We start from the raw sequence: 24,322 nt of genomic DNA, 5'->3' as shown, positions 1-24,322 counted from the left end.
AAAGGCCTGTTTCTACATACGGAATTTGCCATAACATTGATTGAGAAATAAACCACTTTAATTTATCCTACCAAATATTTTTTATATACTATTCTGATCTTCAATTAATTGCGCATTTATATTTTTCTGAATTTCGTTTATTGGCTTTACCTATCCATTTTGTTTTGAATGAAAAAGGAGTTGAATTTCATTTAACTTCAGCAAAGCTTCTACCGGAGATATTGTATTAATATCAAGTTTTTCCAGAATGCCTTTTATCTTTTCAAAACGCGGATCAGCGGCTTCGAATATTTTCAGCTGATAATTATTTTTCGGAATATCTTTTATCTTGCTATCACCCTTATTACTGATTTTATCTTTCTCCAAGTGGTGCATAATCTCATTTGCCCGTAAAACTACCTGGTTGGGCATACCGGCCATTTGTGCTACATGAATGCCAAAGCTATGTTCCGAACTGCCTTCTTGTAACTTCCGCATAAATATCACTTTGTTACCTGCTTCTTTCACAGACACATTATAATTTTTTATTCGCGGAAAATCTTCTGCTAGTTGGTTCAACTCATGGTAATGGGTAGCAAATAACGTTTTGGCTTTATACTTTGGGTGTTGATGCAGGTACTCTACAATAGACCAGGCAATGGAAATACCATCGTAAGTACTGGTGCCCCGTCCGATTTCATCCATCAGGATCAGGCTGCGGTCACTAAGGTTATTGAGAATACTGGCAGTTTCCGTCATTTCCACCATAAAGGTAGATTCCCCTTTTGAAAGGTTATCTGAGGCACCCACCCTGGTAAATACTTTGTCGACCATTCCTATCCAGGCGGATGTAGCCGGCACAAAACTTCCCATTTGTGCCATCAGTACAATTAATGCGGTCTGCCGCAAGAGAGCAGATTTACCAGCCATATTGGGGCCGGTTATAATAACGATCTGCTGGGTTTCATCATCCAGATAAATATCATTCGGTACAAAAGTCTCCCCTAAAGGCAGTTGTTTTTCGATCACCGGGTGACGGCCATCTTTAATAGAAATAATTCTGGCATCCGAAATCTGCGGACGGACATAGCGGTTTTTCTTCGCTATACTAGCAAAAGAACATAAGCAATCGAGCTTTGCCAGTACCTGGGCATTACGCTGAATATGGGTAACATACTCAGAAGCCGTTTGCACCAACTGGCCGTATAGCTGGCTTTCAATAGCAAATATCCGTTCCTCTGCATGTAGAATTTTTTCCTCATATTCTTTTAGCTCCTGCGTTACATATCGTTCAGCATTTACCAGGGTTTGTTTGCGTATCCAACTGGTAGGTACCTTATCACGGTGAGCATGCGTTACTTCCAAATAATAGCCAAATACTTTATTGTACGCTACCTTCAATGAACTAATACCAGTATTGGTGATTTCCCGTTGTTGCAATTGAAGCAGATAATCTTTTCCAGAGAAAGCAATATTGCGCAGCTCATCTAGTTCCTGGTGAATACCTTCTTTGATTATATTACCCTGATTGGTTAGTACCGGCGGATCTTCCTTTAATTCTTTGTCCAGCTTATCCAGCAGAAACTGACAGGCGTTTAACTGATCAGCGAGCTTTTTAAGCTGGGGCAGCGTACTGCTGCTTAGTACCTGTTTGATGGGTGTAGTATGCTGCAAGGCTTTTTTTAATTGCTGTAATTCCCGTGGATTTACCCGCCGTACAGCTACTTTAGAAATTAATCTTTCCAGGTCACCAATTTGCCGAAGGTGTTGCAGAAAAGCATCTTGTACTTGTTCTTCAGCGGTGAAAAACTCTACAACATCTTGCCTCTCTTCGATCATTGTTTTTTCCTTAAGAGGGAGTACAAGCCATTTTTTCATCAGGCGTCCACCCATTGGCGTAACCGTCTGATCCAAAATCTGAATTAAGGGAACGCCTCCCTCCTGTTGCGGAAAAATTAATTCCAGATTGCGGATAGTAAATTTATCTAACCACACATAGCGATCTTCTTCCAGGCGGGAAATATGGGCAATATGCTTTATCTCTTTATGCTCGGTTTCTGACAGATAATGCAGTATACAACCGGCTGCCACAATCCCTTCAGGTAAGCCTTCAATACCGAAGCCTTTTAGTGAATTAGTATTAAAATGTTGTGTTAAGCGTTCGTAGGCAAAATTATATTGGAATATCCAGTCTTCTAGGTGAAAGGTGGTATGCTTGTCGCCAAAAGTAGCATGAAATTTATTCCGCTGATTTTTGCAATAGAGCACTTCTGCAGGAGCAAAACTCTGAAGGAGTTTATCAATATAGGCGGTTGTGCCCTGCGAAGCAAAGAACTCTCCGGTAGAAATATCCAGGAAAGCAATACCTACAGTTTCGCCAGCTATATGCACAGCAGCCAGATAATTGTTCCGTTTTACATCCAGTACATTGTCATGAAAAGCAATGCCTGGTGTTACCATTTCTGTAACGCCCCGCTTTACAATTCCCTGGGCAAACTTAGGATCTTCCAGCTGGTCGCAGATGGCTACCCGCTGCCCGGCCCTGACCAACTTGGGAAGGTATGCATCCAGCGAGTGATGCGGAAAACCTGCCAGAGGCGTTTCTGAAGCGGCGCCATTAGATCTTTTCGTTAGTACAATGTCTAAAATACGGCTTGCTTTTACAGCATCATCCCCAAAAGTTTCATAAAAGTCGCCTACCCTAAAAAGTAGCATAGCTCCCGGATACTTCGCCTTAATAATGTTGTATTGTTTCATTAAAGGGGTGTCGGCTTTATGCGGGGTGTTTTCTTTATTTTGTGTAGTTTTGGTTTGTTTTGTTTCCATGTAAAAATCTTTGCTAGTGCCTTTTGCTTAAAGGTCAACTTTATATCAACAACGTTGGCAGATAACTCTGGCTATTGCTTATTATGTATGCGTAAATTACACACTGATGAACTTAACAGAATATCTGTGGAGGAATTCAAAAATACGAAAAAAAATCCGTTTGTTCTCCTTCTGGACAATGTGCGCAGTATGCATAATGTAGGTTCCGCATTCCGGACAGCTGATGCTTTTTTGGCGCAGAAAATTTATTTGTGTGGCATTACTGGCACGCCTCCTCACCGGGAAATTACAAAAACAGCACTTGGTTCTACAGAGTCTGTAGCCTGGGAATATGTGAAAGAAAGCGTTGCCCTAATAGAACAGCTTCGTTCCCAAGGCTATACTATCGTAGTTGTAGAACAAGTTGAACAAAGCACGCTTCTGCCAATGTTCCACGTGAAAAAAAATGAGAAATACTGTTTTATTTTTGGTAATGAAGTTTTTGGAGTGGATGAAAAACTAGTAACAGCTGCTGATATATGTCTTGAGATTCCACAGTATGGCACCAAACATTCGCTGAATATTTCAGTCAGTATAGGCATCATTGTATGGGACTATGTGGCCAAATTGCACTATCTTACGTAACAGTAAAGTAACCCCATGATAATAATTTGTTAATCAATAGGCAAGCTGATATATTTGTAGTATAACCTTGTTACTCTTATGAAAACCAAGAAAGAATCCAGAAAGGAATTGACTGCTAAAATACTTGAAAAAATTCAGGAAGCATTTAGTGGAGTTGATAACAAAGCAGTTAAGAAAATCAAACGTTCTGCAGAAGGTACCGCTAAAAAGTTAGCAAAAAAAATAACGGCTACTGTCGAAAAGATCACCAAAAAGCAAGAAGCTACGGCAGCAAAAGCTAAGAAAAAAGAAGCAAAAAAAGCTAAGAAACTGGGCAAGACTCAGCCGGTGCAAGCAGCTAAAGCAGGTACTAAGAAGGTAGCTACACCTAGTACTCCTGCCTCTGCACCATCTGCTAAGCCTGCTGCACCCAAAGCCACGACTCCATCAACCAGAAAGAAGATAACTCCCAAAACAACCGATGCACCCTCAGTGCCAGTAAAAGAAACATCTACGAATGGGGTTTATAAGGATGAAAACAAAGAAGCATAGCCACTACTGAAACCATAGGTTATTATCTTCCTAGTAGTATTTAAAACAAGAAAGAGGCGTAAGGCCTCTTTCTTGTTTTAAATTTAAATTGGTTAATCAGGATTATGAGTTACTGTCAGATGTACCAATGTTAATGGTATTTTTGCTTAACCAAGCATTCAACATCCAAATAGTTTTTTCCTGATTTCCAATGTAGTCTTCTAACATGTGGGTAGTACCTACATCATCTATATCGCTAGCTCTTCTCCAGGCTTCCCGTTCTTTCATCAATAACCCTTGTAAATCCCGGATTGTGAACTTTACCGTATCATGATCATTGTTTACATTTTTGGCTTCTTTTACACTGGAAGTTTCTATGTAATCAGTCATCGTATGCAAAGGTGTATATCCTAGGGTAAGAATACGCTCAGCTATTTCGTCAATTGCATTTTTGGCTTCTTCATATAACTCTTCAAACTTTTCATGCAATTCAAAAAATACATGGCCTTTTACATTCCAGTGGAAACCTCTTAAATTCTGGTAATGCACCTGGTATGCTGATAATACATCATTTAGCATGGAAGCAATGCCTTCTACTTTTTCTGTTTCTAATCCTATATGATTTAATTTCTGTTCTTGAACTTGTGCCATAATGTGGTTTGCTTTATTGAAATTATTAACTTAAAAAATAACGGCTTATTCAGGAAAATGTTTAGCTTTTTTACAAACAAGGTGTTTTATTAATTTTTATTTAGCTACTAATCCTACTCCTCAAAAGAGAAACAACCATAGGTTGTTACATAAGGTCTTTTTGCCCCATTATGTTCCATAAAAATGAATTATTCGTTTTTGTAGCCTGTTTATGTATAATTGCAAGCGAGGAAGTATTTTGTGATTTTTGAATGGTAAGAAGTTATAGTGTTCCTTTGCACTAAGCGTAAACAATGGAAGAACCAGGCTGTTCCGCTAAAATCAAAAAACAGAATTAGTATCATTCCTATTTCACTATTAACTAATAAAAACATGGCTTTACAAAGACCTTTTAATTTTCAGAAATGGATAGATGAACACCGGCATTTGTTAAAACCTCCGGTAGGAAATCAGCAAGTATACATGGGTAACGAAGATTTCATTGTAATGGTGGTTGGCGGCCCAAATGCCCGCAAAGATTATCACTATAATGAAGGGGAAGAATTTTATTATCAGTTGGAAGGAGAAATTGTACTTAAAGTGATAGAAGATGGCAAACCGGTGGATATCCCCCTAAAGGCTGGTGAAATATTTCTGTTGCCAGGTAAAGTGCCACATTCTCCCCGCCGTACGGCAGGTTCCATCGGCTTAGTATTTGAACGCTACCGCCAGCCTGGCGAACAAGATGGTTTTTTATGGTATTGCGAAAACTGCGGAAATAAACTATATGAAGAGTATGCCCTAATTACAGATATTGTAAAGCAACTACCACCCATTATGAACCGCTTTTTCGATTCGATTGAACTACGCACTTGCAAAAAATGTGGCACTGTGATGGAAAAACCTTAAGCGGGTTTCTAATACACACGAAAAAATAGTAAATTACTAGATACAATACTTGCCAGTTTTTCCGGATACGTAATTTCTATTTTATTACATTTAGTAAGACTTCAGCAAGCAGACACAACAGGCAAAGGCATACAGGTATGGCCTTTGCTTCGTTTAGTAATTACAACCTATATAAGAATGAACAAACTAATTTATTGCTGGCTGCTAATGCTGATTTTTGCTTGTAGTAAAAGTGTAGAAGAACGGAGTCATACAGTAGTGGCTGTTGTTAATGGCAATACGGTAGAACTAAAGAATGGCCTTCGGGTGCAATTGATAGGAATAGAAGATACGCCAGAAGCCCGCGAATACCTGACAAGTACGTTACTGAACAAAAAAATCAGGTTTACTACTGACCGCAGCAACCGGTATGAAATAAAAAGTGCCGTACAGGATGTATATGCCTATATAAAAACCGTTAAAGGCGTATCTATCAATGGAGAACTCTTAAAACAACGCCTCTCTTCCCTCAATAAAGAATACCTGACTGATAGCCTGAGTGCTTTTCAATCCTATGTAACTGGCGATGTTACCTCCACTGCTGCCAAAGGCAAAGACCGCCCTCTTATACAAGCTGAAATTGAGTTACCCAAGAAAAACGATAAGGCAAAGACCCTGGAAGTTAAACCCCTGCGGCAACTGGTCCGGATGGCGGAGCCCTGTGTGTTTTTAATTTATGCTATGGATTCCGAAGACAACATTACCGGCACTGGTACCGGATTTTTTATTAATGAGCAAGGCCTGGCCGTGAGCAACCACCATGTATTTAAAGGGTCTAACAATTGGAAAATTAAACTAAAATCAGGCAAAATATATCCGGTTTCTACAGTTATTCACTCTGATGCCGAAGTAGATTATATTGTATTTAAGGTAGCTATAAATGACTCGCCTTTTCTGCATTTATCTGAACAGTTGCCAGAGAAGGGAGAAGATATTTTTGTACTGGGCAACCCCAAAGGCTTAGAAAGCACAGTTACGCGGGGGGTGGTTTCAGCCTACAGAAGCTTAAATAAACGAAACGATTATATTCAAATAGATGCAGCGATTTCTCCCGGAAGCAGCGGCAGCCCGGTTATGAATATGCAAGGCGAAGTAATTGGTATTGCAACCGCGAAGCTTGATCAATGTGAAAGCTGCAATTTTGCTGTAAATATTCAGCTGGTAGAAAAGGTACTGGAAGCGCAGTAGTGGTATTTACTTCTCTGCTATGTAAAAGAAGTCCAGGCAATTATCTACATCCCGGCTCAGAAAATAATCTTCATAGCTAATTTCATTTACCAGACTATCATTGCTATTCATTAATGATTTCCGGTTCAGCCGGTTCAAAAAATCATAAGGTACCTGTAGAATAGCTCTGGGCAACCGGTATTGCAGATTGAAAATATCAAACCGGGTAATCTTTTCTACTGCCTTCTTATTTTTACTATAGTACTCCATCACTTTAGCATTGCCATGTACACCTTGTTTATCTACTTTTCTGAAATATTTCTGTATTAGGGTGTGTAACCCAGCAGCCGTATATTCCCGGATATGCCACGGATTCCGTGTCAGCGAAAGTTTAATATTGGGCGTAGTAATAATGGCTTTCCCTCCAGGTTTTAAAACGCGGTATATTTCTTTTATAAAAAGATCGTCGTTTTCTATGTGCTCAATTACTTGGAAAGTTACGATATAGTCGAATGTATTATCGGCAATGCCAGTGAAGGGAGGTATGTGCTGGTAAATGAAATTCAATTGCGGATAATCCCGTTGGAGCACCTTTAGCAATTCTTCATTTTTGTCAATTCCGGTATACCGTTCACAACTGCTGGCTAGTACATCTAACCCACGGCCAACACCACAGCCAATTTCCAGTAAATTTCCATGCACTATTTTGCCGGCTTCATGGTATGCAAAAAATAGCCGTTGATGTACCGGATTATCCGATACTATTTGTGAAGAAGTAATTTCAGTGGTACTAAAAGCCATGATGGATAAATGTGGAAATTAAGAAATGTGGAAATCAGGAAATGGCTTTTTGTGCAGATACATTAATCCATTCTTAAATTTCCACATACTCACATTTTCAAATTAAAATTTAATTCCTAGTTTTTTAAGCTGGGCTTTTACTGTGTTTTTCAGGTTTTCTTTTACGGTTGTGCCTACTTTTTTAAAGGCAGTATCTTCCGGCTTGGATTTAAATACTGTGTCATGATACTTCAGGTTAGCATTAGCCGGCAAATTGGTATAGAAGTAAGTATAAAACGATTTCCGTGTTTCTCCAGGAGGAAGGGTGATTTTGGAATACCCATGGTAAGATATATCACTTGTTTCAAAAATGAGACAGCGGTTAAATAGAGGAGGTACGGCTTTTACCATTTTACTCATGTCTGCATTCCACATTTCCATAGCCCCGCCATATTCCTGTTTCCAGTTTTTATTTAAATATACCAGCATATTTAAGCGGCGATGTACATTTTTTAAATGATGGATGTTAAAATCTACATGGATATCTAAAAAGCTACCATCTCCCCCTTGATGCAGGCCGGTGCCCAGTTTATCATCTGTAATAAATACGTCTTTAATACCAGTCACCTGCGACATCCATTGGGCAAACTCGGGCGACATAAAATCATTACGGACTTGCGTAAACACCGCATGGAAGTCACTAAAATTAGAACCTTCCGATTTATTTTCGTTGAGGCCTTTGTAATGCTTGCTGAGCTTTTCTATAGAAGGAAAGTTATCGTAAAGTTGTGCGGCTGTTTCTTCTTTCAGAAAATTGTCCATCACAAGATGCTTATAGGGTTGTCCGCTGGCAAATTCAGCCGTTAGCTTGTTAAGCTTTTCAGGATCTAAATATGACTGATTAATGGTAGTCAACATATAGGTATGTATTGAATGAGTTACTAATTACTGGGCTACTATGTTTGTTTACAAAAATTTCCGGAAAATGGTTTTCAAGCTGTTGCTAAGCCTCAGACAAACCTTTTCAATTAATCTATGCTTTCAACTAAACGAAAATCTTCAACTCCTTTTTTACAGCTAACTTGGTAATCTGCTGATGGCGTTCCCCTGTAAATCTGTGCAAAAGTAAGCGATTACCTACTGAAAAAGAAGAAGTTCGCAGAAGCATTATACGTTGGCTTGTTATAATTAGGCTATGTTAGGAATTTATTTCTGTTTTCTATGATAAATAACCATTCTTTTTGCGTTTATTATTTAACTATACCATCTGTTTTACTAGATTAACTTTATATGTGCAAGCTTAGTATATATGATTGATAGCTATTTACTATTTTAAACAGTAACTATTGAAATACTAGTACCTTTGTTTATACGTATTTGTGTATTGATTGCCAAAATGCCTACTTATCTATGAGATATCTTATTGTAGTAGCCTTAACACTGCTTCTCTGGAACTGTTCCCGTACGCCCCGTACCAGCAACCGGCAAGATGCAGGCTTTACAGGCGAAATTCCTTTTACTTTTAAAAACAAAACCCTCGATAATGACTCTACTATCCGGGTATATATGAATGTGGAAATGAAGCGGATTCCGGAAGGCTATTCGGTAAGTCAATTTCTCAGCGATTATTCATTTTCTTATTCGGTGGTGCAGGAATATGCCAGCAAAGAGGTGCTTGCCAGCAGAAATCTGACATTTAGCGACCAGACTGTTAAGAAAATAGCACCTGGCACATTTACTCTCTTTTTTGATGTATATAAATTATCTATTCCCAGTGCCGTTTTATGGCTACAAATTACTGATACCAAAACAAGCCAGAAGATCAGGAACGATGTAGTGCTACGTTTTAATACAAATAAATTTTCAGATGAATTTGCTGTATTTAATGAGGCAGGAGATTTGCCCTATGTTAAACACTACTTCTACGCCACTGATACGCTACAGATAAAAGATCTGCGCAGTACTGAAAAGCAAATGATAGTTACCCGGTATAACCATGATTTCGATCCCGCCCTTTCACCCATGGCTACGGCAGGCAAGAATGTAGCAAAAACCCTGGAAATTGACACAACTTTTATGTTACCTACTAACCAGACTTTCGTATTGGGACAGCCAGGCCTGTATTTTTTTCAGGATGATACCAGTGCCAATGCAGGGGTTGGTTTGTTAATAGTGGACAAACGTTTTCCAAGAATGACGCGGCCGGAAGATCTGGTGGAGCCGCTTATTTATATCAGCACCAATAACGAAATTAAAGAAATAGCCTCTACCACAGCGCCTAAGAGGACCTTAGACACCTATTGGCTACGCCTGACTAATAACAACGAATCTAAAGCCAGACGCACCATACGGGCTTATTACCGCAGGGTAACGCAAGCAAATGAATTGTTTACTACCTATAAAGAAGGCTGGAAAACAGATATGGGAATGGTGTATATCGTGTTTGGCCGCCCCGATCAGGTAGCCCGTTCTAAAGATAAAGAAGTATGGACATATACACAAAACTCCAATTTCTCAGAAATTAACTTTACTTTTGTCCGGAGGCCAAATCAGTTTGTAGAAAATCATTATGAATTGATGCGGTATGTAGAATATGAACCAATTTGGTATCCGACAGTAGAAGAATGGAGAACAGGGATCGTAGAAAGATAAACAGAGGAGAAGGGTTTTCAAAAAAACACTTCACCACGCCTAAACCAGACAACAAAGAGATGGTGTTTGGAATACGGGCCGTTATAGAAACTATTAAAGCCGGACAGGAAATAGACAAACTGCTGATGCAGCGGGAACTGGGTAGTTCGCCTCTAATGGCCGAACTCGTGCAGGTAGCCCATGCACACAATGTACCGGTTTCTAAAGTTCCTTTGGAGAAACTAGATAGAATTACCCGAAAAAACCATCAGGGAGCTATCTGCTTTATTTCGGCTATCCGCTATGTTTCGCTGCATAATATTCTTAGCGAAGTTTTTGAAAAAGGGCAAACTCCCCTACTGTTGCTCTTAGACCGCATTACGGATGTACGTAACTTTGGTGCCATTGCCCGTACAGCCGAATGTGCAGGAGTACATGCCTTGATTATTCCTTCTAAGGGCGCTGCTCAGATTAATGCCGATGCGATTAAGACTTCGTCTGGTGCCTTAAATTTTTTGCCGGTATGCCGGGAAGAAAACTTGCGTGATACTCTCCAATATTTGCAACAAAGCGGTTTACAGGTAGTAGCCTGTACGGAAAAAGCGGATAAATCTATTTATGAGGTAGACCTGGCTGGACCTACAGCTATCATCATGGGTTCCGAAGAAGACGGTATTTCGCAAGATCTTATCCGGAAGGCAGATCAACTGGCTAAAATTCCTATGATCGGCAACATAGCGTCTCTTAATGTGTCGGTAGCCACTGGTGTGGTAGTATATGAAGTAATCCGGCAAAGGACCTAGAGCTTAAGGTAAAGTAAGTAAATTGGTTCTACCTTCAAGAATTCTTAAAGAAGTGGCTTGCAAAACTGCTGTACGCTTCGAATTGGATACTGATTAATCGTCTACTTTTCATTAACATCACCAAGCAGCTTTTCACAGCTCCTAGTTTTGTAATCTACACCGCCGGTTTACCTTCCTCATAGACAGCTTGTAACACGGTTTGTCCTACGGCTTTCAGAGTAGCTTTGTCAATAATATCCATATTGTCGCGGTGAGTGTGGTGATAATGGCCGAATTCATCTCTTCCGGCTGGTTCATACTCAATAATATCTATCATAGGTATGCGGGCATCCCGGTTCACGAAATAATGGTCATCTGTAATGCCACCTGTATTCTGGTCAATAAAGTAATTTCCATAGCCTAAAGCCTGCCCAATATTCCATACACGTTGCACTACACTGGCTGCATACTCAACTGAATGGCCCTCTCTGGCAAACCTAGCATTTTTTGCCCCCACCATGTCCAGTAATATACCGAAGTATGCAGAGTAATTAGGCTTATGTTTATTTTTTGCCCAGTATTGAGATCCTAAACACCAGTATATTTGATTAGGTTTTCTGTTCGGATAATCTCCTTGTTTCAGATTTTCCGGTTCCCCATAATCTTCACTATCAAACAGAATAATATCCACCCCAACCCCAGGCCCAATGGAATCTTGCTTGAGAATCCGGGCAATCTCTAGTAACACCCCCACTCCACTCCCTCCATCATTGGCACCATCAATTGGCAAAGTAGGGTTAATAGAATCTTTATCGGCTAAGTGGCGGCTGTCCCAGTGAGCACCTAACAAAATGCGTTTGGTATGTTGAGGATAGAAAGCGGCTATTATATTTCTGGATTGCAACTTAGTTCCGGTGTATGCTTCGGCCACAAAATCCTGTACAGTTACCTCTGCCCCATAGCTTTTTAATTGGTTTATTAAATATTCGCCAGCTTGACGATGCGCAAGGGTATTAGGAACTCTTGGGCCATAACTAACTTGCTTCTCAACAAATGTATACGCTGAATCTGCATTAAAATCAGGTGCCTTTACTGTAATAATGAGAGTATTTTCTTCTGCTTGTACGCTGGCTTGCTTTTTCTCCTGGCAAGCAGTTAAAATAAAAAAGCTTATTGAAAAAGCAGATATTATATTTTTTGTGATCATATTAAATAAAACATTATTTGCAGGCTTAAGTGCCTGCAAATATGAAATCTAGTAGACAATATGTTTGTATAAAGGCTTGCAAGTATTACTCTTCATAGGCCCAGTCTATTCCTGCTTTCATGTCTTTTACGGTAATACCTATTTGCTTTAATTTAGCCCGTATGCTATCCACCTTATCATAGGCTTTATTGGCTTTAGCTTCAGCATAAAACTCCAGCAAGGTTCCCAAAAGATTGTTCAATGCTTCTGGTTGCTCCTCTTTCAAACCTAATACCTCTTCAGTATAGGCAATATAATTCTCTATAAGTCTATGGAATACATCTTCACCCAATGCAGCACTATATGTAGTATTCATGTGTAGCTTATGAATATGCTTAAGCAATGTGAAAAGGTTTGCAATAACTACAGCTGTGTTCAAATCATCATCCATTCCGGCCTGGCAAGCAGTAATTGCTTTATTTATTTCATCAACAGATTTTATGTCTATTTCTGCCTCACCAGATACATAGGCTAGTTGCTTAGCTATTTTGAGGCCGTTTATTATGCGTTTATACCCTTTACGGGCCGCAACTAAAGCTTCATTAGAGAAATCAAGTGTGCTACGGTAATGAGCTTGCAGAATAAAAAAACGCACGGTCATAGGTGAATAAGCCTGCGCTAATAAGTCATGATTGCCACTAAATAAATCTTGCAGATTAATAACATTGTTTAGGGAGCGACCCATCTTCTGGCTATTGATAGTAATCAGATTATTATGCAACCAGTACCTGACAGGATCTGTATGATTACTTGCTTGCGATTGGGCTATTTCACATTCATGATGTGGAAACAGCAAATCCATTCCCCCTCCATGAATGTCAAATTGTTTACCCAGATATTTGGCACTCATCGCAGAACACTCCAGATGCCAGCCAGGGAAACCTTCCCCCCAAGGCGAGTTCCAACGCATGATATGTTCAGCAGACGCTTTTTTCCAAAGAGCAAAATCTAAGGGATACCTTTTTTCTTGTTGTCCTTCTAATTCCCGGGAGCCAGAGAGCATATCCTCTACAATTCTGCCTGATAATTTTCCATAGTTGTTATTTCCTTCATTATACTTCCGTATGTCAAAATACACCGACCCGTTTATTTCATATGCAAGGCCGTTTTTAATAATCTCCTCAATCATCTCTATTTGCTCAGGAATATGACCGGAAGCTCTTGGCTCAATGCTTGGATGCAAAATGTTTAATGCATCCATATCGCGATGATAATTATCGGTGTATCGCTGCACTACTTCCATGGGTTCCAACTGCTCCAGCTTAGCTTTCTTAGATATCTTATCCTCCCCTTCATCTGCATCCCGTTCCAGATGGCCCACATCCGTAATATTACGGACATACCGTACTTTGTAGCTTACAAACTTTAAATACCGGTGAACAGTATCGAATGTAACCGCAGAACGGGCATGCCCCAGATGTGCATCTCCATAAACGGTAGGCCCACACACATACATTCCGACAAATGGAGGATTAAGCGGGGTAAAGAGTTCTTTTTTCCGGGTTAGTGTATTGTATACTTTTAATGACGATTGCATGAAAGGAGTATTTTATAAAATAATTGAAAGTACAAATATGATGGTTTTTATTCAGATGTGGCTTTAGCTGGCATTAATTCATTAAATATCGAATGGGTTGTTGTTTATAGATAATAGTACCCGGAGAAATAATACTTCCCTCTTACTAAGACCTACACTGAAAACTACATAAGTAAATAGCTAAACTTTACTTCTCCAGTTATAGTGGCTCTACCCGGCTAGTATCTTTCGCTAGCGAATACGTAGCCGAAATAGGAAAATGATCAGAGAAGGGCACATTTCTATGAGTTCTAAAATCTATCACTTTTAGTTGTTCGTCCACAAACTGATTATCTATTCTCAAAAAAAATATTTTGCCATTGTACGTAAATCCAAACCCTCTGCCTGCCTCTTCAAAGGCATTATTCAGCATATTTCTCATTTTCTGGTAAGTATAGCTATAAGGAACATCGTTAAAATCTCCACAGACAATCACCGGATGGGGACTTGCTTTTATATGATCTGCTAACATGCTTATTTGATGATCTCTGGTAACAAAACCTCTTTTTAATCTTCTCACGGCATCCAGGTAATTTTCTTTAAAGTTTGCATAATCATCTATCGTAAACAGGCTGTCTGTGCGGATGCTCATGGAATGCAGGTGTACATTGAATATACGTACGGTATCTTTCTTAATTTTTATATCAGCGTATACCCCCTTATTTAAGTTCCTTTTACCAAAATCAATGTCTCCATACCCTACAATGGGATATTTGGAGAATATGGCTACACCCAGAAAGCCGCGTTTATTACTTAACCCTTCGAATAAGGGAGTCATATAATACCGGTATTCACTTTTAGCCGAAATTTTGGTAATAGTATTGAAAATTTTAGAATTGTCTCTGTTATAAAACTCCTGTATACATTTAATATCCGCATCATTCTCGGTAACCCAGGAAATTATTTCATTAGACCGGAATTTCTTTTTTTCTTCATACAAGTTAAACATCCGGGCATTATAGCTGAGCACTTTAAAAGATTGTTCTGGAATGGGCTCGGGATTGTTGAAATGCAGCGATAGCGTACGTTTATGTAACGGAAAGCCTAATACTACTACCACAAGCGGCAACAATGCTTTGCTGGGAGCTTGCAGCAGCCAATAAATAAACAGGAAGAAATGCCCTAGCAGCACAATCGGTATAGAAAGAGAGATAAACCCGGCCGGCCAGAACCGGGCAGGTGGTATGTATACACACAAATAGGCTAGTAATGTGTAAATGCTCAGCAGAATATGCAGCAAGAACAACAGTTTCGAAAAAGCGGGTAAAGATTTTTTCTGAATGGAATTAACTGTTGTCATGTACTGCTTATCTTAAAGAATATACGTTCTGCCATACAGAAAAGATATGTGTTAAAAAATAGGATAATATAAAGCAGGTAATTTGCAAATTTAAAATGAATAACGGAGCAACTGCAAGGGAAATATTAAGATGTTGATAAATATTTGGTTAAGATTTATTTTTGTGTTATTTTTGCACATATTCGAAGATTATTGATGTAGAGGGGACCTTGTCCCCTCTTTTCATTCACTGAAAAGATGGATTTAAAAGAGCGGATAGAAGCCTTAGTAGAAGGCTATTTACAGGGTTCGGAATACTTTCTGGTAAATGTATTAATTGCCGGAGGCAAATCCGTTCCTAAACTTATTATATGGCTGGACGGAGATGCTGGCGTGTCCATAGATAAATGTGCAGAAGTAAGCCGATGGCTGGGCAAACGCATAGAAGACGAAAACCTGATTGAAACTAATTATACCTTGGAAGTTTCTTCCCCCGGTATAGACCAGCCGCTGAAATTATTCCGCCAGTATAAGCAGCATTTAGGGCGCAACTTGCGTGTAACGTTAAAAGACGGCAGCACTAAAACCGGAAAGCTGGAAGAGGTAAAAGAAACCAGTGTTACAATAGCCGAAACAGCAAAAGGCAAGAAAAAAGAAAACAACCCATTACTAGAAATAGCTACTACAGATATAGAAAAAGCATTTGTTTTGATATCATTTAACTTGTAAGGATGAATAGCAGAGAGCTGATTGAGTCATTTGCCGAATTTGCAAGACTCAAAAACATTGACAGACCAACTATGATCAGGATTCTAGAAGATGTATTCAGAACCATGATCAGAAAAAAATACGGAACCGACGAAAACTTTGATGTAATTATCAATGTAGACAACGGCGACCTTGAAATTATCCGGTTCCGGGAAATAGTTTCCGACGATTCAGAAGATATCTGGGATGTAGACAAAATACCTTTATCCGAAGCCCAAAAAATAGAGGCTGACTTTGAAGAAGGCGAAGAAGTAGCTGAACCAATTGTGCTGGAAGACTTCGGCCGCCGGGTAGTACAAACAGCCCGTCAGACATTGATTCAAAAAGTAAAAGATTTAGAAAAAGATTTGCTTTTTCAGAAATATAAGGAACTTGTTGGCGAAATCATTGTTGCAGAAGTATACCAGATCTTAGGAAAAGAAATACTGCTCATTGATCAGGAAAATAACGAATTAATATTGCCCAAATCCGAGCAAATTCCAAAAGACAGGTTCCGTAAAGGCGATTCAGTAAAGGCGATTGTTCACCGGGTAGAAATGGTGAATGGTACGCCTCGCATTATTTTGTCCCGTACTTCACCAGCTTTTCTTGAGAGACTTTTTGAAAATGAAGTACCAGAAGTATACGACGGCCTGATCATTATAAAAAAAGTGGTGAGAGAGCCCGGCGAAAGAGCAAAAGTAGCCGTAGAATCGTATGACGACCGTATAGATCCGGTAGGTGCTTGCGTAGGGATGAAAGGTTCCAGAATTCACAGCATTGTCCGTGAGTTAGAAAATGAAAATATAGATGTAATTAACTATACAGACAACCTGGACCTTTATATCAGCAGAGCGTTAAGTCCTGCAAAAATCAGTAGCATTAAAGTAGATGAAGAAGACAAGCGGGTATCGGTGTACCTGAAACCCGACCAGGTGTCTTTAGCCATCGGTAAAGGAGGACAAAATATTAAGCTGGCAGGCAGGCTGGTAGGCATGGAAATAGACGTATTCCGTGAATCAGAGGAGTTTGAAGACGAAGATATAGACCTGTCAGAATTTGATGACGAAATAGAAGAGTGGGTAATAGAAGAATTACGCCGTGTAGGTTTGGATACGGCCAAAAGTGTACTAGCCGTATCTAAAGAAGAACTACTGCGCCGTACAGAATTAGAAGAAGAAACAATAGAAGAAGTTTTACAGATTCTAAAACAAGAATTTGAGCAATAGAAGTTATGCGTTATTAGGTGAACAAAAAGTGTGATTGATCTGTAACATAATAACTTAATTGGCAATAAAAGTAAAAATAAAACACTACACCTGATAACAATAACTATATACGCTGAACAGAACAATATGGCAGAAGAAAAAATGATGAGGCTTAGCCAGGTGGCAAGACAGCTGAACGTGGGCATATCCACGATCGCAGAGCATCTTGCTGCCAAGGGTTTTGTAGTTGAAAATAATCCGAATTCTAAAATAAGTCAAGGGCAATTTGAAATGCTGGCTAAAGAGTTTAAGTCGTCAGCATTGGAAAAAAGAGAAGCTTCAGGATTAAATATTGGTAAAAAACACACAGATAATGTTGTAATTAACAACTCGCAGCCTGAAAAAGAGAAAAAAGAAGACGATTTATTTGTAAAACCAGCTCCAGTTATAGAGAAGGAATCAAAAGAATCGGCTGTAGTTGCAGATACTAGCACCACCATAAATGCTAAGAAAGAGGATGCTGAAAGGGCAAAGTTACCTGGCTTTAAAGTGCTGGGTAAAATAGATTTAGACAATAGGGGAAATGTTGTGCGTCCGGCAGTTACTACCAGTGTAACGCCGCCAGCAGCAACACCTACTCAGTCCAAAGAAGCACCCCTGCAAGAACCAGTTAAACCGGTAGAAAAAGCACCGGTTGTTGAGGTAAAAACACAATCAGCGCCGGTAGAGGTCCCTAAAAAAGAAGAGAAAGTTGCTGAACCGGTAGCTCAAGAACAAAAGCCTGTACAGGAAGAAAAACCTGCGCCAGTGGCAGTGGTTACTCCTCCTGTTAAGGAAACCCCAACAGTTGAAAAAGAGGAAATAAAAGCTCCTCAACCTGTTACCTCTACTACAGAAACAGCACCAGTAGAACCAGCTAAAGAAACCCAAGAGCGAATTTCAAAAGCAAAAAATATTCCTACACCGGTGGTTGAAGAAAAACCAAAAGTAGTTCCACAAATTCCGATTCAAAAAGAAGAACAGGCATGGGAGCTAGTAACAGCGAAAGCTGATCAGTTAAAAGGCTTAACAGTATTAGGAAAGATAGAACTTCCGACTGAACGGGACAAAAACAAGAAGAAACCTACTACTACTCCTACATCCAATGCTTCGGCTGACGATAAAAAGAAAAATAAGCGGAAACGGAAACGTGTTCGTATAGGAGGAGATCAACCGGCAGATCAGAATGCTACTGGGGACAGAAGACCACCAATTGGCCAAAAGCCGGGTGAGCAAAGTACGCCTGGCCAGCGTCCGCCATATGCCAACAATGACCGATCTTCTTTTGCAGGCAAAAGCACTACGGGTACAGGAGATAACAGACCGAATCAGAACAGACCTGGCTTTGGAAACAGACCCGGTCAGAATCGGCCCGGACAAAATAATCGGCCAATAGGCAAGCCACTTGAGAAAGAAGAAGTATCCGATAAGCAAATACAAGATCAGATAAAAGCTACGTTAGCCAAATTAAGTGGCAATAAAAACACATCCAATCAGTCAAACCGGGCCAAATACCGGGGGCAAAAAAGGTCCGCTGTTGCGGCTGCCCGCGAAGAGCGTTTGTTGCAGGAACAGGAAGAATCTAAAGTACTGAAGGTAACTGAATTTATTTCGGCTAATGATCTGGCTTCCTTAATGGGCGTATCAGTGAACGAAGTTATTTCTGTGTGTATGAACTTAGGTATGTTCGTATCCATAAACCAGCGTCTGGATGCAGAAGCTATTACTGTAATTTCCGATGAATTTGGCTATGATGTAGAGTTTGCTTCCACAGAAGAAGAAACAGATATATTGACAGAGGAAGAAGATAAAGAAGAAGATCTGGAACCAAGAGCACCTATTGTGACTATTATGGGCCACGTAGATCATGGTAAAACTTCTTTACTTGATTACATACGTCGTTCTAAAGTTGCCGCAGGCGAATCGGGTGGTATCACACAGCACATTGGCGCCTATGACGTTACTACTGATACCGGTAAACGAATTGCTTTCTTAGATACACCTGGTCACGAAGCATTTACAGCTATGCGTGCAAGGGGAGCAAAAGTAACAGATATCGTAATTATTGTAGTAGCTGCCGACGATAATGTAATGCCTCAAACCAAAGAAGCCATTAACCATGCGCAGGTAGCAGGTGTGCCCATTGTAATTGCCATTAATAAAGTAGACAAACCGAATGCTAACCCTGAAAAAATTAAAGAGGAATTAGCAAAAGAAAACATTTTAGTAGAAGACTGGGGTGGTAAATATCAAAGCGAAGAAATATCTGCTAAAACTGGTAAAGGAGTTCCTGAATTATTAGAAAAAGTGCTTCTGGAGGCAGAGTTACTTGATTTAAAAGCAAATGCAAACAAGAAAGCAGTAGGTACAGTAATTGAAGCTTCTCTGGATAAAGGACGCGGGTATGTAACTACTGTGCTTGTACAAAGCGGCACTTTACGAATAGGAGATATTTTGCTTGCTGGTGCTCACTATGGCCGTGTAAAAGCCATGACCGATCACCGGGGCAAACGTTTAAAAACAGCTAACCCTTCCACGCCAGTACAGGTGCTTGGTTTAAGTGGTGCTCCACAAGCCGGCGATAAGTTTAATGTGCTGGAAACAGAAAGAGAAGCCCGGGAAATTGCCAACAAACGAGAGCAAATTCAACGTGAACAAAGCATCCGTACAAAGAAACATATCACGTTGGATGAAATTGGCAGACGTCTGGCTATTGGAAGCTTCAAAGAATTGAATGTGATTGTGAAAGGTGACGTAGATGGATCTGTAGAAGCTCTTTCCGATTCATTATTAAACTTATCTACCAACGAAGTTCAGGTAAGGATTATACACAAAGGTGTTGGCCAGATTTCTGAATCCGATGTATTGCTTGCCTCTGCATCTGATGCTGTAATTGTAGGCTTCCAGGTACGTCCTTCGGTAAATGCCCGCCGATTGGCTGAACAAGAGGAAATTGAAGTACGGTTGTACTCTATTATTTATGATGCTATTAACGATGTAAAAGATGCCATGGAAGGCATGTTAGCACCAAAAGTAGAAGAAATAATAACCGGAAATGTAGAAGTAAGGGATGTGTTTAAGATTACTAAGGTTGGCACTGTAGCCGGATGTTATGTAACCGAAGGCGTTATCAAACGGAATTCTAAAATCCGGGTGGTACGCGATGGTATTGTAGTACATACCGGAGAAATAGACGCCTTAAAACGCTTCAAAGACGATGTAAGTGAAGTTAAATATGGGTATGAATGTGGGATGAGTGTCAAAAACTTTAACGATATACAAGTTGGTGACAACATAGAAGCATTTGAACAAAAAGAAACTAAACGTACGTTGTAAAAACACTCTTAAATGAAAAAGCCACTCAACACATTGAGTGGCTTTTTCATTTCATACCTTTACGATTAGAATCCTACTTTACTCTAGCCATTATTCACTGGAATCAAGCACATTTGCTTTATTTTTCTTCCAAATAAAATAAAACGGCAAACCACTGAAAATAAGAAATAATCCAGTAAAACTTTCCTGAGGACGTTCAATCAGCGAAATGGCTACAAGCAGGATGCAAAAAAGCACAAAAATCGCTGGTAATACCGGATAGCCTAAAGCTCTGTACGGCCTGGGCGCATCAGGCATTTTCTTACGTAACACAAACACACCAAAGGCTCCGGCTCCATAGAAGATAAAAGCGGCAAAAATTAACATATCTGTTAGCTGGTCGAAACTGCCCGAAAATACAAGTACCGATGACCATACAAATTGCATTACCAAAGCAACAGAAGGCGTACTATAAATAGGATGTACCGTAGCTGCTTTCCTGAAAAACAGTCCATCTCTAGCCATAGCAAAATACACTCTGGAGGTAGATAATATACTACTGTTTACGCAACCGAAGGTAGCTAACAGAATAAGTAACGAAATACTAAATGCTCCTACCGGACCTAAAAACTTTCTCACCACTTCAATGGCTGCAATGGTATTAGGCGTATTAAAAACAGCGATCATTTCATCTATAGGCATTACAAACAGATAGGTGAAATTAATAAGCAGATAGATACATGTTACGGTACTTACGCCAATTATTAAGGCTAAGGGAATTGTACGTTTAGGATTCTTAACTTCTCCACCCAGGAAACTTAAGTTGTTCCAGCCATCGTACGCCCAGAAAGCACTTACCATAGAGGTAAAAATAGCTCCTATTAGTCCTAATCTGGAGGTATTAACCTCTGATGTTAAATACGTGGATGCATCTGTATAGATGTTGTTGACACTGCCTCCACTTATGGATAATCCCAGAATAATAATTACTACAATACACAGCACAATAGCCGTAGTAAAGACCCGGCTAACGGAACTTCCATATTTGACCCCTCTATAATTCACAGATGCTAATAAGGCCAGTAAGGAGACGGTTAATAATTTGACGCCTAAATTCCGAAGCGGGTACAAAAATCCAAACAAACTTATTTCTTCTAGTTCAGGACTTAACCGAGGCAAAGGGGCTAATGAATTAAGGGATTGTGCAAATACGTACGCAATAGAAGCTTGGGAAGCCGATTGTATGACAGCAAAGCAGGACCAGCCATAAAAGAAGGCAAAGGCTTTTCCATACATTCTTCTAAAATAGACATATTGCCCGCCAGGTTCAGCAATTAAACCGGCAATTTCGGCATTCGTTAATGACCCTAATAGAGAAATAAATCCAGCCAGTAACCAGCACAGCAGCACTAATTCCGGTGACATAAGATTTTCGGACATAGGAGCCACCTTTTTAAATACTCCTGAGCCGATCATTGAGCTTAGTACTACTGTTACTGCAGTAAATAAACCTATCGTCTTTATTAGTCCGCTCTTATGCTTTTCTTCACTTGCCTTTTGAATAACTGTTTCTGGTCTTTCCATAAATGTCCTTACTACTCCCTAAGTACGGTATATTACCGTTGAATATCGGAATAATATGTCAAGAAAAAAATGAATGCCAGATTCAAAAGTCTAGAGATGATTCTCCAAAGAAATACTGCTCAGAATATCTTCTAATAAGTCGCGGGAATTAGAAAGACGGGGTACTTTATGCTGGCCACCAAGTTTATTGTGTTTTTTCAACCAATTATGAAAGGTTCCCTCCGGTAGGGCATGCACCACTGGCATTTGCAAAGCTAAATCTTTGTACCGCTTCGCATCATAATCTGAGTTTATTTCACGTAATGTACGGTCTAATATCTCTTTGAAATGCCTAAGATTAGCAGGAGGTGTAATAAACTCTACCGCCCATTCGTGCCCTCCTTTGCCAGCCGCTTCCATATAAATGGGTGCAGCAGTAAAATTCCGGATGATAGCGCCCGTTGCTTCACAGGCTTTCGTTATAGCAGTTTCAGCATTTTCGATAACAACTTCTTCGCCAAAAGCATTAATAAAATGCTTAGTACGTCCTGTAATTCGTATACGATAGGGAGAAAGAGAAGTGAATTTAATAGTATCGCCAATTTTGTACCGCCACAAACCCGCATTGGTAGAAATAATTAAAGCATAGTTCTTGTTTAACTCTACCTGGTCTAAGGTTAAGGCTTTAGGAAACTCCTTATCTAATTCTTCCATGGGCACAAATTCGTAGAATACCCCATAGTCTAGCATCAGCAGCATATCGCCTATCCCTTTCTCATCTTGTATACCGAAGAATCCTTCTGATGCATTATATATTTCCATGTATTGCATGGAAGAAGAAGGGATAAGGGTTTTGGTAAACAGCTCCCGGTAAGGGGTAAAGGCCACAGCCCCATGAGCAAACACTTCCAGATTCGGCCATACGTCAAGGATAGTAGTTTTGCCTGTAATCTCAAGTATGCGTTGGATAAGTACAATAGTCCAGGTAGGTACACCTAAAATACTGGTTACATTTTCCTCCATCGTTGCTCTAGCCATCCGTTCTATTTTTTCCTCCCACTTATCCATCAATGCTATATCCAGACTTGGGGTACGAATAAACTGAGCCCAGATTGGTAAGTTCTTCATAACCACAGCCGATACGTCTCCACAATAATAATCTTGTTTTCCTGAACCCGGCTGATAGCTTCCACCAATAGACAATCCTTTTCCCATAAATACCTTCGTATCTGGGTTGTTGTTTACAAAAATAGACATCAGGTCTTTGCCCCCTTTGAAATGGCAATCTTCCAAAGCTTCGGAGGAAACTGGAATAAACTTGCTTCGGGCGTTTGTTGTACCAGATGATTTGGCGAACCATTTTATTTCAGAGGGCCACAACAAATTTTGTTCACCCTTCATTAATCGATCTATATAGGGAAACAAATCTTCATAGGCAGATATAGGAACCCGTTCGGCAAAAGTTGCGTGCGTATATATTGAACTATATTCATATTTCCTGCCCCACTCAGTATGTTGTGCTGTTCCAATGAGTTTATTAAACTGGTCGGTTTGCACTTGGTGAGGGCTTTCTATAAAAAATTCTATCTGCGACATGCGCTTCTTCATGAGCCATGTCAACACGGAATTCAAAATCTCCATTAGGCGGTTATACTAACAATTGAATATTGAGTAATGACTATACGTATTTTACTTATTATTTATTAGTCATCAATCAATATTTATATTTTTCTTTTTAACTCAAAATGCTTACCCAAATATACACGGCGTACTTCTTCATTAGAAGCCAGATCTTCTGGTGAGCCTGAGATAAGTGTCTTGCCTTCATATAGTAAGTACGCCCTATCCGTAATAGAGAGGGTTTCGTCTACATTATGGTCGGTAATTAAAATACCAATGTTTTTATCTTTTAATTTAGCTACAATTCCCTGAATTTCTTCTACAGCAATTGGGTCTACACCGGCAAAAGGCTCATCTAACAGTACAAATTTAGGATCTACTGCTAAGGCTCTGGCTATTTCTGTGCGCCTTCGTTCACCGCCCGACAACACCATACCCAAGTTTTTCCGAACATGCGTTAAACGGAATTCCTCCAATAACATTTCTGTTTTTTCTTTTTGAAATTGCTTGGGTTTGTTCGTCATTTCCAGCACAGAGAGTATGTTCTCTTCAACAGTAAGTTTTCTAAAGACAGAGGCTTCCTGTGCCAAATAGCCAAGTCCCTTCCGGGCACGTTTATACATAGGAAGCTTTGTAATATTTTCATCGTCGAGAAAAATATCACCTGCATTAGGTTTTATCAGGCCCACGATCATATAAAAGGTAGTGGTTTTACCGGCACCATTTGGTCCCAGCAAGCCTACAATTTCACCCTGCTCTACCTGTACTGATACATTATTGGCGACGATCCGGCTGCCATATTTTTTTAATAAATTCTCTGACCTTAACAGCATTGGAATTTTATGGGCTAGT

Annotated in this window: 19 protein-coding genes; 9 read left to right on the top strand and 10 right to left on the bottom strand. The window is 39.8% G+C overall.

The window, feature by feature from the left end; translation table 11 throughout:
* Positions 1–150 precede the first annotated feature (150 nt).
* On the bottom strand, positions 151–2,805 hold the full coding sequence (gene mutS / locus Q0590_RS08640; protein ID WP_302037111.1) for a DNA mismatch repair protein MutS: 2,655 nt from the start codon (positions 2,803–2,805) through the stop codon (positions 151–153).
* An 87-nt stretch (positions 2,806–2,892) separates the two neighbouring features.
* Between mutS and Q0590_RS08635 the strand changes: the two genes are divergently transcribed.
* On the top strand, positions 2,893–3,429 hold the full coding sequence (locus Q0590_RS08635; RefSeq protein ID WP_302037110.1) for an RNA methyltransferase: 537 nt from the start codon (positions 2,893–2,895) through the stop codon (positions 3,427–3,429).
* Between the two features lie 78 nt (positions 3,430–3,507).
* Entirely contained in the window at positions 3,508–3,960 is a 453-nt protein-coding gene (locus Q0590_RS08630) for a hypothetical protein (protein WP_302037109.1), read from the top strand.
* Between the two features lie 102 nt (positions 3,961–4,062).
* Here the strand turns inward: Q0590_RS08630 and Q0590_RS08625 are convergent, their stop codons facing one another.
* Positions 4,063–4,590, bottom strand: a complete 528-nt coding sequence (locus tag Q0590_RS08625; RefSeq protein ID WP_302037108.1) for a Dps family protein — start codon at positions 4,588–4,590, stop codon at positions 4,063–4,065.
* A 372-nt stretch (positions 4,591–4,962) separates the two neighbouring features.
* Between Q0590_RS08625 and Q0590_RS08620 the strand changes: the two genes are divergently transcribed.
* On the top strand, positions 4,963–5,478 hold the full coding sequence (locus Q0590_RS08620) for a 3-hydroxyanthranilate 3,4-dioxygenase (RefSeq protein WP_302037107.1): 516 nt from the start codon (positions 4,963–4,965) through the stop codon (positions 5,476–5,478).
* 177 nt (positions 5,479–5,655) lie between these two features.
* Entirely contained in the window at positions 5,656–6,705 is a 1,050-nt protein-coding gene (locus tag Q0590_RS08615; protein WP_302037106.1) for a trypsin-like peptidase domain-containing protein, read from the top strand.
* 6 nt (positions 6,706–6,711) lie between these two features.
* Here Q0590_RS08615 and Q0590_RS08610 read toward each other — a convergent pair whose 3' ends face one another.
* Positions 6,712–7,485: a class I SAM-dependent methyltransferase gene (locus Q0590_RS08610; protein WP_302037105.1), complete on the bottom strand. Its 774-nt coding sequence runs from the start codon at positions 7,483–7,485 to the stop codon at positions 6,712–6,714.
* A gap of 102 nt (positions 7,486–7,587) precedes the next feature.
* Positions 7,588–8,382 (bottom strand): 2OG-Fe(II) oxygenase, encoded by a 795-nt coding sequence (locus Q0590_RS08605; RefSeq protein ID WP_302037104.1) that lies wholly within the window; start codon positions 8,380–8,382, stop codon positions 7,588–7,590.
* Between the two features lie 492 nt (positions 8,383–8,874).
* Here Q0590_RS08605 and Q0590_RS08600 point away from each other — a divergent pair, with 492 nt between their 5' ends.
* Positions 8,875–10,116: a GWxTD domain-containing protein gene (locus tag Q0590_RS08600; protein WP_302037103.1), complete on the top strand. Its 1,242-nt coding sequence runs from the start codon at positions 8,875–8,877 to the stop codon at positions 10,114–10,116.
* Positions 10,089–10,898, top strand: coding sequence for a 23S rRNA (guanosine(2251)-2'-O)-methyltransferase RlmB (rlmB, locus tag Q0590_RS08595; RefSeq protein WP_302037102.1), 810 nt, complete (start codon positions 10,089–10,091; stop codon positions 10,896–10,898). Before Q0590_RS08600 ends, rlmB begins: the two co-directional genes overlap by 28 nt.
* Positions 10,899–11,052: 154 nt before the next feature.
* Here rlmB and Q0590_RS08590 read toward each other — a convergent pair whose 3' ends face one another.
* The 3 genes from Q0590_RS08590 to Q0590_RS08580 all read right to left on the bottom strand — a co-directional run bounded on the left by Q0590_RS08590 (position 11,053) and on the right by Q0590_RS08580 (position 14,999).
* Positions 11,053–12,084 (bottom strand): M28 family peptidase, encoded by a 1,032-nt coding sequence (locus tag Q0590_RS08590; RefSeq protein WP_302037101.1) that lies wholly within the window; start codon positions 12,082–12,084, stop codon positions 11,053–11,055.
* Positions 12,085–12,169: 85 nt separating this feature from the next.
* On the bottom strand, positions 12,170–13,660 hold the full coding sequence (gene cysS / locus Q0590_RS08585) for a cysteine--tRNA ligase (protein ID WP_302037100.1): 1,491 nt from the start codon (positions 13,658–13,660) through the stop codon (positions 12,170–12,172).
* Between the two features lie 199 nt (positions 13,661–13,859).
* Positions 13,860–14,999 (bottom strand): endonuclease/exonuclease/phosphatase family protein, encoded by a 1,140-nt coding sequence (locus Q0590_RS08580; protein ID WP_302037099.1) that lies wholly within the window; start codon positions 14,997–14,999, stop codon positions 13,860–13,862.
* A 237-nt stretch (positions 15,000–15,236) separates the two neighbouring features.
* Here Q0590_RS08580 and rimP point away from each other — a divergent pair, with 237 nt between their 5' ends.
* The 3 genes from rimP to infB all read left to right on the top strand — a co-directional run bounded on the left by rimP (position 15,237) and on the right by infB (position 20,308).
* The gene (gene rimP, locus Q0590_RS08575) at positions 15,237–15,707 is read left to right on the top strand and encodes a ribosome maturation factor RimP (RefSeq protein ID WP_302037098.1); all 471 of its coding nucleotides are present in this window, start codon (positions 15,237–15,239) and stop codon (positions 15,705–15,707) included.
* A gap of 2 nt (positions 15,708–15,709) precedes the next feature.
* Positions 15,710–16,954 carry a transcription termination factor NusA gene (gene nusA / locus Q0590_RS08570; protein ID WP_302037097.1) on the top strand — a complete coding sequence of 415 codons (1,245 nt, stop codon included), beginning with the start codon at positions 15,710–15,712 and terminating at the stop codon, positions 16,952–16,954.
* 126 nt (positions 16,955–17,080) lie between these two features.
* On the top strand, positions 17,081–20,308 hold the full coding sequence (infB, locus tag Q0590_RS08565) for a translation initiation factor IF-2 (protein WP_302037096.1): 3,228 nt from the start codon (positions 17,081–17,083) through the stop codon (positions 20,306–20,308).
* A 90-nt stretch (positions 20,309–20,398) separates the two neighbouring features.
* Here the strand turns inward: infB and Q0590_RS08560 are convergent, their stop codons facing one another.
* From Q0590_RS08560 to lptB, 3 genes are all read right to left on the bottom strand, one after another.
* Positions 20,399–21,871: an APC family permease gene (locus tag Q0590_RS08560; RefSeq protein ID WP_302037095.1), complete on the bottom strand. Its 1,473-nt coding sequence runs from the start codon at positions 21,869–21,871 to the stop codon at positions 20,399–20,401.
* A 90-nt stretch (positions 21,872–21,961) separates the two neighbouring features.
* Complete coding sequence (locus Q0590_RS08555; RefSeq protein WP_378410184.1) at positions 21,962–23,491, bottom strand: GH3 auxin-responsive promoter family protein; 1,530 nt, start codon at positions 23,489–23,491, stop codon at positions 21,962–21,964.
* An 80-nt stretch (positions 23,492–23,571) separates the two neighbouring features.
* On the bottom strand, positions 23,572–24,303 hold the full coding sequence (lptB, locus tag Q0590_RS08550; RefSeq protein ID WP_302037093.1) for an LPS export ABC transporter ATP-binding protein: 732 nt from the start codon (positions 24,301–24,303) through the stop codon (positions 23,572–23,574).
* Positions 24,304–24,322 lie beyond the last annotated feature (19 nt).

Origin of the sequence: Rhodocytophaga aerolata (genome assembly GCF_030503435.1) — a bacterium.
Taxonomy (GTDB): Bacteria; Bacteroidota; Bacteroidia; order Cytophagales; family 172606-1; genus Rhodocytophaga; species Rhodocytophaga aerolata.
The sequence above is the reverse complement of the archived record's forward strand: the minus strand, read 5'-3'. Positions and strand labels throughout refer to the sequence as shown.